Origin of the sequence: Mesorhizobium sp. LSHC412B00 (genome assembly GCF_000503035.1) — a bacterium.
Taxonomy (GTDB): domain Bacteria; phylum Pseudomonadota; class Alphaproteobacteria; order Rhizobiales; family Rhizobiaceae; genus Mesorhizobium.
Genome location: NZ_AYWB01000003.1, coordinates 168213 through 180941 on the forward strand (window position 1 = coordinate 168213; position 12729 = coordinate 180941).

Genomic DNA, 12729 nt, shown 5'->3' on the forward strand with positions numbered 1-12729 from the left:
CCGATGGTGGATCAGTCGATCGCCGGCGCGGCGGGCAAGGTGGCCGAGGGCGATCGTTCCGGGCGCGCTCGCATGGTTATTGTGCTCCTGTGTGTGGCGCTTGCCCTTTCGATGTTCCTGTCGCTGAGGTCGGGCGCTTCCGATGCATCGGCCGTTGGTGTCATTCGTGACTGGCTGACCGGCGCCATGCCGGACGACGCCGCGCTTGGCGCCCGCGACCGGTTGATCGTCTACGATATCCGCATGCCGCGCGTACTGCTCGGTGTGCTCATCGGGGCGGCACTGGCCGTATCGGGTGCGGTCATGCAAGGCCTGTTTCGCAACCCGCTCGCCGATCCCGGCCTGATCGGCGTTTCCGCCGGGTCGAGCCTCGGCGCGGTCGCCGTCATCGTGCTCGGCACGACGTGGCTGGGGNGCTGGCCTTGCCGCTCGCCGCTTTCTGCGGCGGCCTTGCGGTCACGCTGGTGCTCTACCGTGTCGCCACGCGGCAGGGACAGACCTCGGTCGCCACCATGCTGCTTGCCGGCATTGCGCTGGCAGCCCTTGCTATGGCGCTGACCGGTATCCTGATTTTCATGGCCGACGACCGGCAGTTGCGCGACCTGACGTTCTGGCAACTGGGCTCGCTGGGCGGCGCGACCTGGCCGAAGATCGCTTCCGTCGGTCCGATCATCATCCTGGCGCTTGCGGCAATGCCGTTCCTGGCCAAAGGCCTCAACGCCCTGGCGCTCGGCGAGGCGACGGCCGGACATCTCGGCATCCCGGTACAGCGCCTGAAATACACCGCGATCGTCGGCGTCTCGGCAGCGGTCGGCGCCTCTGTCGCAGTCAGCGGAGGCATCGGTTTTGTCGGCATCGTCGTGCCGCATCTGCTGCGGCTGCTGATCGGTCCGGACAATCGCTATCTCTTGCCGGCATCGGCGCTGCTCGGCGCCTCGATGCTGCTGATCGCCGATGCCGTTGCCCGCGTGGTCGTGGCCCCGGCCGAACTGCCGATCGGCATCGTCACCGCGATCGCCGGCGCACCGTTCTTCCTCTGGATCCTGCTGCGCAAGCGCGGCGTAATCGACTTGTGAGATTTGAAACCTATGAGGCCGGCATGATCGAAGCACGCGATGTCTCGGTGGCGATCGGCGGCAAGCGCATTGTTGCCAATGTCGATTTCGTCGCGCGGCCGGGCGAAATTGCGGCAATCGTCGGACCCAACGGCTCGGGCAAGACGACGTTTTTGAAGGCGTTGTCGGGCGATCTGGCGTTTGCGGGGACAGTGGCCGTCAACGGGCGCGACCTCTCCGCGATGAAGCCGGTGGAGGCCGCGACTGTGCGTGCCGTGCTGCCGCAGGCCGCGACGCTGTCCTTTCCCTTCACCGTGCACGAAGTGGTCAGGCTCGGCCTTATCGGCGGCCGTTCCGGCGTTCTGCCGGGCGAAGATGATCGTCTGCCCGAGCGGGCGCTGGTGCGGGTCGACCTCGACGGCTTTGCCGGCCGCTTCTATCAGGAGCTTTCGGGCGGCGAACAACAGCGTGTGCAACTGGCGCGCGTGCTGTGCCAGGTCTGGGCGCCGGTGCTCGACGGCAAGCCGCGCTATCTCTATCTCGACGAGCCGGTCTCCAGCCTCGATATCAAGCACCAGCTGATCATCATGAACATCGCCCGCGATTTCGCCCGGCGCGGCGGCGGTGTGATCGCCATCCTGCACGACCTCAATCTGACGGCCATGTATGCCGACCGGATTTTCGTGATGCATCGCGGCCGGCTCGCCGCCGACGGTTCACCGCAGGAGGTCCTGAGCGACGATCTGATCGAAAAGGTGTTCGATTGTCGGCTAAGGGTCGGTGTGTTGCCGGCGGCGAACATGCCGTTCGTCTTGCCGCAGTCAGCCGCCTAAAGCGCGTCGCGTTTGAACGGACTCAGGCGACGCGCTTTAGGTCTTTGTCTTTATGCATGTCGTTGTCTCAAAACCGGGGCCACTTTTGAGCGACATGCACTAGAAAACTCAGGCGGCCGGTGCTCGCTGGACCAGCATGTCGATGCCGAGCAAATGACGCACATTCGGGCGCGCCGCCACCATATCGGCGATGGTGTAGCGGGAGAGTACGGCAAAGAAGGCGTTGAGCGCCTCGCGCAGCGCCGAATTCAGCTGGCAGCTGTCGACCAGCGGGCATTCGGCGGCATCGTTCTCGAAGCATTCGGCCATGGCAAAGCTCTCTTCGGTCACCCGTACGACGTCGAACAGGCTGATCTGCTCGGCGGGGCGGCCGATCCTCACGCCGCCATTCCTGCCGCGCACTGTCTCGACCAGGCCATGCTCGACCAGCGGCTGCAGGATCTTGAACAGGAAAAGCTCCGACACCGAATAGGCGGCCGCAATCTCGGGGATGCGGCTCAGGCGATCGTTGTTGGCGGCGCAATACATCAGGATGCGCATGGCGTAGTTGGTCTGGCGCGTCAGCCGCATTTCATTCCTCACCGAGTGCTGGCGCGCTGGAACTGCACCAGATTTTAGATTGTGCTGGTGCAGCTTTCTCACCCGGAGTTTCGGATTCGCCCACACTGGCCTGATCGGAATATGGCCTATACCTTGGAACAATTCCAGACTGGGATTGCATGATAGATGAACATTCTTGTCAACTTTGCGTGCGAAACCGGCAATTCCCGGACGAAATCGGCCCATCCGATCATGCTACGGGCCCAAACACCCCCTAAATAGCCCATGCCAGATAGCCAAGAGATCGATGAGGAGCGGCGTATCATGTCCCAATCGGCTTCGTCCCTGGCGCCTGGCGGTTTTGATGCCGAGACGGGCGCCAAGCTTTTCGCGTTGCGGCGGACAAAGTTCCTCGCCACGGCTGCGCTGGTGCTTTGCGTCGTGGTTTTTGCCGTGGCCAAATCGTTCGAGGCCAAGTATCCGTGGCTGGGCTTCGTGGCGGCCTTCGCGGAGGCGGCGACCATTGGCGGCCTGGCCGACTGGTACGCGGTGGTGGCGCTGTTCAAGCGGCCGCTGGGCCTGCCGATCCCGCACACCGCCATCATCCCAGCGAACCAGAACCGCATCGCCGATAATCTGGGCCGCTTCATCGAGGTCAATTTTCTGGCGCCGGAGCCGGTGCGCGAAAAGCTGGCCGAGGTTGATTTTGCAGCACTCGTCGCCGACTGGCTGACTGACGCCGAACGCTCTGCCGGCCTGTCGCGCTTCGTCGTGCGGTTGGTGCCGCAGACGCTTGCGGCGATAGAGCAATCCGGCCTGCGCGGCTTCGTCACCAGCCGCATGCTGGAGCAGATCGACAAGGTGCCGCTGGCGCCGCTCGCGGCCGAATTGCTGTCGGCATTGACCGACGACCGCCGCCACCAGAAACTCTTCGACGAATTCACCAGGGTGATCGGCCGGTTCCTGAACGATGAAGAGGCGCTGGCGACCATGCGCGAGAAAATCCGCGAGGAATTGCCGTCGCTGTTCAACCTGTTCAGAGCCGACGCCTATCTGCTGAAGAAGATCGTCGCATCCGCCGGTTCGCTGCTTGACGAGGTGCGGGCCGACCCCGACCATCCGATGCGCGCCGAATTCGACCGTTTCGCGCGCAGCTTCATCGAGCGGCTCAGAACCTCGAAGCAATACGCCAAACGGGCCGAGAAGCTGAAGCGCGATTTCCTGGCGCGGCCGGAAGTGAAGTCGCTCGCCGGCGACATGTGGCAGAGCCTCAGCGTGTTCATCGAACAGGACGCCAAGGCGGAGAATTCGATTGTTCGCGCGCATCTCGCCAACATGTTCGTCGAGGTCGGCCGCCATCTCTCAGGCGATCCGCAGATCAGGGCCGACATGAACCAGGGCTTTGTCGTGGCGCTGTCGTCGTTCGTCGAGAGCCAGAAGAGCGGTGTGTCGACGTTCATCGCCGATCAGGTCAAGCGCTGGGACCTTGCCCAGCTGACGAGGCTGATCGAGATGAACATCGGCAGGGACCTGCAATATATCCGCTTCAATGGCATGATTATTGGCGGCCTGGCCGGTCTCGTGCTCTACACGGCGGAGAGGCTGTTTCTCGCTGGCTGATGCTGCATTTGCCGCTGAATTGCTTGGGCGTCCGAATGGACACACGGCGCGCGAGTGCTATTGTCCAGAACAGAACAGTTCACCGTTTCAAGGAAACGGCGACCTGCTCTAACTCTTTGTTTTGACGCAATTCCTGACGGAAAACCGTTTCACACTTTTCCTGGAATTGCTCGAGGTTCAGCATTTGCGACAACTGGGGAGCACGAGCAATGGCCAAACAACCCGACTCCGATTCGTTCCTGGACATGTTCAGCCGGTTCGGCCGTGACCTGAAGGTGCCGAATGTCGAGGCGATCCTCGCGCATCACCGCAAGAACCTCGAGGCGCTGGAAAGATCGGCGCGGGCGGGAGCTGCCGGCGCGACCTCATTGTTGTCCAGACAGCGCGAGGTGCTGCAGGACACGCTGCGTGAAGTCAGCGACATGGCGCAGAGCTACAAGGCGCCGGGCAATCCCCAGGAACTGATGACAAAACAGGCGGAGTTCGCCAGGAAATCCTTCGAAGCCGCCCTGAAAAATGCCGGCGAAGTGGCCGAGCTGGTCAAGAAATCCGGCACCGAATCGATCGAAATCCTGCGCAGCCGCATCAAGGAAGCGATGGAGGAAATCCGCTCGGGCTATGACAAGAAGTGACTCTCAACGCAACCATGAGAGGAGTGGGCCGGTTGCGGCGCATGAGCATGGACGAGGGACGCTGTTTGGCGGAAAATGGCGGAACGGAATCGCAACGGGCGAATTGACAGGAGCCGTCCGTTCGTGGTCCGAGGCACTGGGAGCCACCGGGAAAGCAGGAATGACGGAACTACGGCCGAAAACGCCGCCGACCTTCGAGCAGTTAAGGGCGATGGCCGGGCAGGAGCTCGGCGTGTCGGAATGGACGACCGTCGACCAGAACCGCATCAACCAGTTTGCCGAATGCACAGGCGACCATCAGTGGATCCACGTCGATCCGGAGCGGGCGAAGCGGCAGAGCCCATTTCGAACCACGATCGCGCATGGCTATCTGACGCTGTCGATCATCGGCGCGCTGGCGCTGGGCATGGGCATCGTCCCCGAAAACACGCAAGCCGCCTTCAATTACGGCTTCGACAAGGTGCGGTTCCTGGCGCCCGTCAGGGTCGGCGCACGCATCCGGCTGCACACGACGCTGTTGTCGGTGGAGGACAAGGGGCCGGGCCAGTATCTGATGAAGGCCGCCAATACGGTCGAGATCGAGGGCGAACAGAGGCCGGCGCTGACCGCCGAAACGCTGGTCATGCTTTATGAGCGGCGCAAGCGGGCGGGAGCGTAAGCTCCCTATCTTCGGTCATGATGGCTGTTGCCGCACCGACAGCCTGCCGCCGGCGCGGGTCGAGAGCAGTGCCAGCAACAGCGCAGCCACCGCCAGGACCGTTGCCGTCTGAAAGGTAACCTGCATGCCGTGCGCGGCTGCCGCTGAGGTCAGCATGTCCTGGCTTTGCCGTTCTCCCGTCGAGGCAGCCGCAAAAATGGCGCCCATAAGCGATGCGCCGGTGATCAGGCCGAGATTGCGCGACAGATTGAGCAGGCCGGACACCACGCCGCGCTCGCCGGCAGCGACACCGCTCATGACGGCGGCATTGTTGGATGTCTGGAACAGGGCGTACCCGAAGCAGGTGACGGCGATCGGCACGATATAGCTGGCAATGCCGAGTTTTGTTGCGGCGAGCGACAACAATGAGGTTCCGACGGCAAGACTGAACAGTCCGACGGCCATCATCCTGTGCGCGCCGAAGCGATCGGTGAGGCGGCCGGCGACGAGCGCCGAGAGCGCGGAGACCAGCGGACCTGTCGACAGGACCACGCCGACCATCGCAGCATCGAGCCCCAGCGCTCGCGACAGATAGAATGGAGCGACCACCAGGGTCGCCATCATCACTGTGGCGACAACGAGGTTCGTGGCGAGGCTGGCGCTGAGCCGGATGTCGTACAACCGGGCAAGCCGGATCAAGGGACTTTTCGCCTTCGTCTGCGCAACGCCGAACAGAACGACGCCGATGCCGGCGGCCACCAGGAGGCCGATGTTGAGGGCGCCGAAATGGCCGCGGCCGAGCGTCATGGCCAATGCATAGGCGGCGAGCGTCAGGGCCAGCAAGACCGTTCCGATCGCGTCGAAGCTGTTTTGAGCTGCTTCCGCAGTCTTGTCGCGGGCAGGCAGGGCCAGCGAGGCGAGGGCAAAGGTCAGGAGGCCGAGCGGCACATTGACGAGGAAGATCGCCCGCCAGCCGAAGCCGGCGATCAGCAAGCCGCCGAGCGAGGGGCCGAGCGTCGTGCCGATTGCCGACATGGCGCCGAGCAGGCCCATGGCGCTGCCGGTTCTCTCCTTGGTCACGGTCTCCGCGACAAAGGCCAGCGTCAGCGCCATCATCAGCGCGGCACCCAGCCCTTGCACGGCGCGCGCCGCGATCAGCAGCCAGAGCGTCGGCGCCAGGCCGCAGAGCACCGAAGCCAGTGTGAACAGCGCGATGCCGCCGAGCAGCAACGGCCGGCGGCCGAGCATATCGGCCAGCCGACCGGCGCTGACGATCAGGGCCGTGATGGCGAGCAGATAGGCGAGAACCACCCATTGCACGGACTGGAACGGCGCACCGAACGCCTGCATGAGGGAAGGCAGTCCGACGCTGGCAATGCTGGTTCCAAGCGACGACAGCAGCGTGGCGAGCGACAGGCTGGCCAATGCCAAGACAGGAGAGTGGGCCAGGCCTGCGGACCGGGTGTTGTGCGGCGCCGATGCGCACTCGTTCTGCTCGGCAATTGCCATGGTGGTCTCCTTGTTGTCGGTCCCGGAAACGGACCTGTCGGAGATCTAGTCGTCAGGGTGGGATGGCGGAAGGCGCAGCATTTGCATCTTATTCGTGCGGCAAACGCCATGGCATGTGCTACAATCCGCCGATGGCATCGCCCGATCTCAATCTGCTGTTCGCGCTCGACGTTTTGCTCGCCGAAGGCAGCGTGGCGCGCGCGGCAGCCCGGCTGCGGCTCAGCCCTTCGGCGATGAGCCGCACGCTGGCGCGGCTGCGGGAAGCGACCGGCGATCCGCTGCTGGTCCGCGCCGGCCGCGGCCTGGTCCCGACGCCGCGCGCGGAGGCATTGCGGCAGCAGGCCGGCCATGTCGTCCAGGAAGCAGAAACGTTGCTGCGCCCTGCCAGGCCTCTCGATCTCGCAAAGCTGGAGCAGATCTTCACGCTGCGCACCAATGAAGGGTTCGTCGAGGAATTCGGGCCGCGTCTTGTCGCCCGCATCCAGGCCGAGGCGCCGGGCGCGCGGCTGCGCTTTGGGCCCAAATCCGACAAGGATGTCGCCTCGCTGCGCGACGCGGACATCGACCTCGAAATCGGCGTTGCCGGCGAGGCCGGACCTGAAGTGCTGACACAGGCGCTGTTTCGCGACCGCTTCGTCGGTGCTGTGCGAGCCGGCCACCCTTTGAGTGAAGGCGCGGTAACGCCTGAACGCTACGCGGCCGGCCGCCACATCAGCGTTTCACGGCGGGGTCGGGAAAGAGGGCCGATCGATCAGACTTTGGCGCTGCTCGGCCTGCAGCGAACCGTCATGTGCATGGTCTCCGGCTTTTCGGCTGCACTCGCCATGGCGCGCGCTTCGGACCTTATTGCCAGCGTGCCCGAACGGCACACGCAAGGCGCACGCGCCGGCATGGTCAGCTTTCCGCTGCCGGTCGCCACGGTGGAGGTCACCATCTCGATGCTCTGGCATCCACGGCTCGATGCCGATCCGGCGCAACGCTGGCTGCGAGATTGCGTTCGGGAGGTCTGCGCGGCCTCCCGCTGAGCGCTCAGCGCGCCATTGCCGCCTTGAGCACCCTGAAAATCCGCTCGTCTTGGCATTGGGCAACGTTGAAGCGCAGGAACCGGCTGGCGGTTCCCGACAGGCTGAATGCGTTGCCGGGCGCCAGCACGATGTTGTCGGCCAGCGCGCGGCGTGCCATTTCAGCCGCGTCCACGCCATCCGGCAGGCTGCACCACAGGAACAAGCCGGCCGGTTGGTCGATCCAGGGCGTGATGCCGATGGCCTTCAGGCGCGCGCCCGTCTCGCCCATGGCGCGGGAAAGCCGCGCGCGCAGCAATTCCATGTGCTTGCGGTAGCTGCCGTCCCTAAGCAGCGTCAGCACCAGTTCGGCCGCCAGCCGGCCGCCGCCGAAGGTGGTGGCGATCTTGAGGTCGGTGAGTTGCTCGATCCAGTCGCGGGGTGCGGCGATAAAGCCGCAGCGCACCGAGGCCGACAGCGTCTTGGAAAAGCTGCCGATATGAACGACGCGGTTGAGGCCGTCGAATGCCGCCAGCCGGGGCGCCGGCGCATCTTCGAAATCGGCGAAAATATCGTCCTCGACGATGGTCAGATCCGACTGGTCGGCGAGCTTCAGCAGCCGGTGCGCGGTGACCGGCGACAGGACAGCGCCTGTCGGGTTGTGGATGGCGGAATTGGTGATGTAGAGGCGCGGTCTGTGCTCGGCGAGCGCCTGCGCGAACAGCTCGATATCCGGTCCCGTTTGCGTGTAGGGAACACTGACGACCTTGGCGCGGTGGGCGCGCAGCAGCGCGTGAAAATTGAAATAGCAGGGGTCGTCGACCAGAACGGTATCGCCGGGTTCGATCAGGAACCGGCACAGGAGATCGATAGCCTGCGTGCCGGATTCGGTCAGCATGATCTGGTCGGGCGAGACATCGATGCCGTGCCCTTCCATGCGCCGCGCCAGCAATTGCCTGAGCGGCGGCAGGCCGAGCGGCGTGCCGTAGTCGGCGAGCGCGACATCGTCGGCGCGCGCCACCGTGCGCAGCGCCCGGCGCAGAGCGGACTGCGGCATCCACGAAGCCGGCATCCAGCCGCAGCCGGGTTTCAGCATCTCGCCGCCGGCTTCCAGCGACTGGCGCGAGACCCAGAGCGGGTCGACTTCACGGTCGAGCCGGGGACCGATCTCGGCCAGCGACAGTGGCGCCAGCGACCCGGCGGCATAGAAGCCAGAGCCCGGCCGGGACCGGATCGCGCCTTCGGCGGCAAGCCGCTCATAGGCCTCGACGACGGTCGACTTCGACACCTGCATGGCTTTGGCAAAGGCGCGGATCGAGGGCAGCCGCGCGCCAGGCGTCAGGCTGCGCGCAGCAATCCGCTGGCGGATGGTCGCCATGACAGTTTCGACCAGCGTGGTCGCGACAGGAGCGTATGCCGTGTCGGTTTCCAGAACGAGTTTGGTCATCTGTATTGCTCAATTGGCCATTACAGTTCGATAGAATTGTACCGCATTGTCTCTAGCTCCACCATAGGGTCAAGCCCGATACAGAGCCAAAGCAATGGAGCCTGGAATGGACAAGAGCACGAGCGGCTGGGTGAACGGATTCGTCGGCGTGCTGATCTTCAGCGGCTCGCTGCCGGCGACGCGTGTGGCGGTGGCGGATTTCGATCCGACATTCCTGACCTCGGCCCGCGCGGCAATTGCCGGACTGCTCGGCCTGGCGATGCTCGTGCTGTTCCGGCAGAAGCGGCCAGAGCGCAGCGATTTTCTGTCGCTGGTGATCGTGGCGCTTGGCGTGGTGGTCGGCTTTCCCCTGCTGACCGCGCTGGCGCTGAAGCACGTCACCTCCGCCCATTCCATCATCTTCGTCGGCCTGTTGCCGCTGGCCACCGCGATCTTCGGCGTGCTACGCGGCGGCGAGCGTCCGCGCCCTGCCTTCTGGCTGTTTTCCTGTGTCGGCAGTGCGCTGGTTGCGGGTTTTGCCCTGACGCAAGGCGTGACGGCGTCTCCGGTCGGCGACGGCCTGATGCTGGCCGCCATCATCGTCTGCGGCCTGGGCTACGCCGAGGGGGCCGCACTATCGCGCGGGCTCGGCGGTTGGCAGGTGATCTGCTGGGCGCTGGCGATCTCGCTGCCGATCATGCTGGTGCTGACGTTCGCGACGCTGCCGCCATCCTTCGCCGGCATCGGCTCCGGCGCCTGGATCGGTCTCGCCTATGTCTCGCTGTTCAGCATGCTGATCGGCTTCGTGTTCTGGTATCGCGGCCTGGCCCAAGGCGGCATCGCCGCCGTCGGGCAATTGCAGTTGCTGCAGCCCTTCTTCGGACTGGCGCTGGCGGCGACGCTTCTGCACGAGCAGGTCAGCCCGCTGATGGTGGTTGTCACGCTGGGTGTGGTCGCCTGCGTGGTCGGGGCGAAGAGGTTTGCGCGGTAGGAGTTTGGTGGTGGAGGGCGACTCCGCCCTAGAACTTCGTCACCACCCCAATGCCAATCCCCTCGAACCCGCCCATCGCCATCAGCGCCGCAGGCGCCTCATCAAGGCTGATCTTCTTGCCGACCAGCAGTTCGGGCTTGAGCTTGCCGGTGCGGATCATCTCCATCATGGCGGGGTAGCGGTAGGCCTGCATGCCGTGGCTGCCGAGGATTTCGAGCTCGAAGGCGATCACCTTGTCCATCGGCACTTGCGGGCGGGCATGTTCGCCCAGCATCAGGCCGACCTGCACGTGGCGGCCGCGCCGGCGCAGATTGGCAATCGAGTTGAAGGATGTCGTGGGGTGGCCGAGCGCGTCCATCGACATATGCGCGCCGCCATTGGTGATTTGCTTGACCGCCTTGACCACGTTCGGCGTGGTCGCGGCGTTGATGGTCGCCACGGCGCCGATCTTTTTGGCGAAGTCCAGTTTCTCGTCGGTGAGGTCGATGGCGATGACATTGGCGCCCATGGAACTGGCGATCATGATCGCCGACAGGCCGACGCCGCCGCAGCCATGCACCGCCACCCATTCCCCCGGCGTCACCCGGCCCTGGTCGACAATGGCGCGAAACGAGGTGACGAAGCGGCAGCCGAGGCTGGCGGCGGNGATTGGTGTCGGCATGCTCGATGGCGACATATTCGGCAAACGATCCCCAGGCGGTGAAACCCGGCTGCGTCTGGTGCTCGCAGACCTGATGATTGCCCGAATTGCATTCGAAACAGCGGCCGCAGCCGACGCAAAACGGCACGGTGACGTGTTCGCCAGCCTTCCAGCGGGTCACCTGCTTGCCGACGGCGACGACGATGCCGGCCAGTTCATGGCCCGGCACATGCGGCAGTGTGATGCCATCGTCATGGCCCATCCAGCCATGCCAGTCGCTGCGGCAGAGCCCGGTCGCCTCGACCTTGATGACGACGCCGTCGGCGGCCGGTTTAGGATCCGGCACGGTCTGGATTCTCGGCGCTTCGCCGAATTTTTCGAAGACGACGGCTTTCATCGGCAACTCTCCTGCTCTGCTCCGGCATTGTGAGCCTATTCGGCATCTATCTGATTCTCCGGCGCTGCCTTCTGAAAGGCCGGCAGCGCCATGCAGGCGGCGTGGATGCGCGAGATCTCGGGGTAGGGTGTCAGGTCGACTCCGAAGCGGGCGTTGCTGGCGATCTGGGCGACCAGGCAGATGTCGGCGAGGCCCGGTGCGTCGCCATGGCAAAATGTGCCGGTCTCATCCGATGAAGCCAGAATCTTTTCAAGCGGCTGGAACCCTTCGTTCACCCAGTGGCGAAACCAGTGGATGACATCCTGGTCGCCGGCGCCGAACAAAGTGCGCAGCGAGGTCAGCACGCGCAGATTGTTCACCGGGTGGATGTCGCAGGCGATCATCTGCGCCAGCATTCGCACGCGCGCCCGGCCGAGCGCGTCCTTCGGCAACAGCGGCGGTTCGGGATGGGTCTCGTCGAGATATTCGATGATCGCCAGCGACTGCGTCAAAAGCGTGCCGTCGCCCAGGATCAGCGCCGGCACCAGCCCCTGCGGATTGACCGCTAGGTAAGCCGGCTCCAGATGGTCGCCATGACGCAGATGATGCGGCACGTAATCGTAGGTCAGGCCCTTCATCTCGAGCGCAATGCGTGCGCGATAGGAGGTGGAGGAGCGATAATAGTTATGGAGGACCAGATCGCTCATCGGATTACGGCTTGTCGGTGGAATTTTGGCCGATGGGATCTTGGCCGATGGTGATCTCGATGGTGCCGATGCTGTCGACACCGCCGGTCATCGTCTGTCCCGGCGCTACCGCGCCGACGCCGGCCGGCGTGCCGGTGAAGATCAGGTCGCCCGGTTGTAGTACAACCGCACTGCTGCAGATCGAAACGATATCGGCGATCGGCCAGATCAGTTCGGCGAGGTCGCCCTCCTGCTTCACCGCGCCGTCGACGGCGAGCCAAATGCGGCCCTTTTGCGGATGGCCGGATTTGGCGGCTGATACCAACGGGCCGCAGGGCGCCGAGCGGTCGAAGGCCTTCGACCAGTCCCACGGCCGCGCCGCCTTCTTGGCCTCGTCCTGCAGGTCGCGGCGGGTGAGATCGATGCCGACGCCGTAGCCCCAGACATGGCCTAGCGCCTCAGTGCGGGGAATGCGGACGCCGGCCTTGCCGATCGCCGCGACCAGTTCGATCTCGTGGTGCAGGTTTTTGGTCAAGGGCGGGTAGGGGATCGTGGTGCCGGAATCGACCACCGCATCGGCCGGCTTGGTGAAGAAGAAGGGCGGGTCGCGTTCGTCATTGCCGAGTTCGCGGGCGTGGGCGGCGTAGTTGCGGCCGACGCAGAAGATGCGGCGCACCGCAAAACGCTCGGCCGAGCCGGCGACGGCGACCGATGGTGTTGCGGGCAGGGGAAGGACGAAGTCTGTCATGCGCGGGTCTCTGCTTGGGATCTTGACGGCACATT

At 64.6% G+C, this 12729-nt stretch carries 11 protein-coding genes and 2 pseudogenes; 7 read left to right on the plus strand and 6 right to left on the minus strand.

Annotated elements, in window-relative coordinates:
• Positions 1-3: 3 nt before the first annotated feature.
• Positions 4-1076: pseudogene (locus X757_RS01000000164635) on the plus strand (FecCD family ABC transporter permease).
• Between the two features lie 23 nt (positions 1077-1099).
• Positions 1100-1888 carry a heme ABC transporter ATP-binding protein gene (locus X757_RS157315; protein WP_023725641.1) on the plus strand — a complete coding sequence of 263 codons (789 nt, stop codon included), beginning with the start codon at positions 1100-1102 and terminating at the stop codon, positions 1886-1888.
• A gap of 108 nt (positions 1889-1996) precedes the next feature.
• On the opposite strand, the gene rirA is transcribed toward X757_RS157315, so the two are convergent.
• A complete protein-coding gene (gene rirA, locus X757_RS157310; protein WP_023672640.1) occupies positions 1997-2458 on the minus strand; it encodes an iron-responsive transcriptional regulator RirA in 462 nt (153 codons plus the stop codon).
• 294 nt (positions 2459-2752) lie between these two features.
• Here rirA and X757_RS157305 point away from each other — a divergent pair, with 294 nt between their 5' ends.
• From X757_RS157305 to X757_RS157295, 3 genes are all read left to right on the plus strand, one after another.
• Positions 2753-4048 (plus strand): DUF445 domain-containing protein, encoded by a 1296-nt coding sequence (locus X757_RS157305; protein WP_023725642.1) that lies wholly within the window; start codon positions 2753-2755, stop codon positions 4046-4048.
• Between the two features lie 209 nt (positions 4049-4257).
• Positions 4258-4680, plus strand: coding sequence for a phasin family protein (locus X757_RS157300; protein ID WP_023725643.1), 423 nt, complete (start codon positions 4258-4260; stop codon positions 4678-4680).
• A gap of 160 nt (positions 4681-4840) precedes the next feature.
• Positions 4841-5338 carry a MaoC family dehydratase gene (locus tag X757_RS157295; RefSeq protein WP_023725644.1) on the plus strand — a complete coding sequence of 166 codons (498 nt, stop codon included), beginning with the start codon at positions 4841-4843 and terminating at the stop codon, positions 5336-5338.
• A gap of 15 nt (positions 5339-5353) precedes the next feature.
• On the opposite strand, the gene X757_RS157290 is transcribed toward X757_RS157295, so the two are convergent.
• On the minus strand, positions 5354-6826 hold the full coding sequence (locus X757_RS157290) for an MFS transporter (RefSeq protein ID WP_023725645.1): 1473 nt from the start codon (positions 6824-6826) through the stop codon (positions 5354-5356).
• A gap of 131 nt (positions 6827-6957) precedes the next feature.
• On the opposite strand from X757_RS157290, the gene X757_RS157285 reads away from it, so the two are divergent.
• Positions 6958-7851 (plus strand): LysR family transcriptional regulator, encoded by an 894-nt coding sequence (locus tag X757_RS157285; RefSeq protein ID WP_023725646.1) that lies wholly within the window; start codon positions 6958-6960, stop codon positions 7849-7851.
• 4 nt (positions 7852-7855) lie between these two features.
• Here the strand turns inward: X757_RS157285 and X757_RS157280 are convergent, their stop codons facing one another.
• Positions 7856-9274, minus strand: a complete 1419-nt coding sequence (locus X757_RS157280; RefSeq protein WP_023725647.1) for a PLP-dependent aminotransferase family protein — start codon at positions 9272-9274, stop codon at positions 7856-7858.
• Between the two features lie 106 nt (positions 9275-9380).
• Here X757_RS157280 and X757_RS157275 point away from each other — a divergent pair, with 106 nt between their 5' ends.
• Positions 9381-10244, plus strand: coding sequence for a DMT family transporter (locus tag X757_RS157275; RefSeq protein WP_023725648.1), 864 nt, complete (start codon positions 9381-9383; stop codon positions 10242-10244).
• Between the two features lie 28 nt (positions 10245-10272).
• Here the strand turns inward: X757_RS157275 and X757_RS01000000164640 are convergent.
• From X757_RS01000000164640 to X757_RS157265, 3 genes and pseudogenes are all read right to left on the minus strand, one after another.
• A pseudogene (locus X757_RS01000000164640) lies at positions 10273-11281 on the minus strand (zinc-dependent alcohol dehydrogenase family protein).
• Between the two features lie 35 nt (positions 11282-11316).
• Positions 11317-11967, minus strand: a complete 651-nt coding sequence (gene maiA / locus X757_RS157270; protein ID WP_023688172.1) for a maleylacetoacetate isomerase — start codon at positions 11965-11967, stop codon at positions 11317-11319.
• A gap of 4 nt (positions 11968-11971) precedes the next feature.
• A complete protein-coding gene (locus X757_RS157265) occupies positions 11972-12694 on the minus strand; it encodes a fumarylacetoacetate hydrolase family protein (RefSeq protein WP_023725649.1) in 723 nt (240 codons plus the stop codon).
• Positions 12695-12729 lie beyond the last annotated feature (35 nt).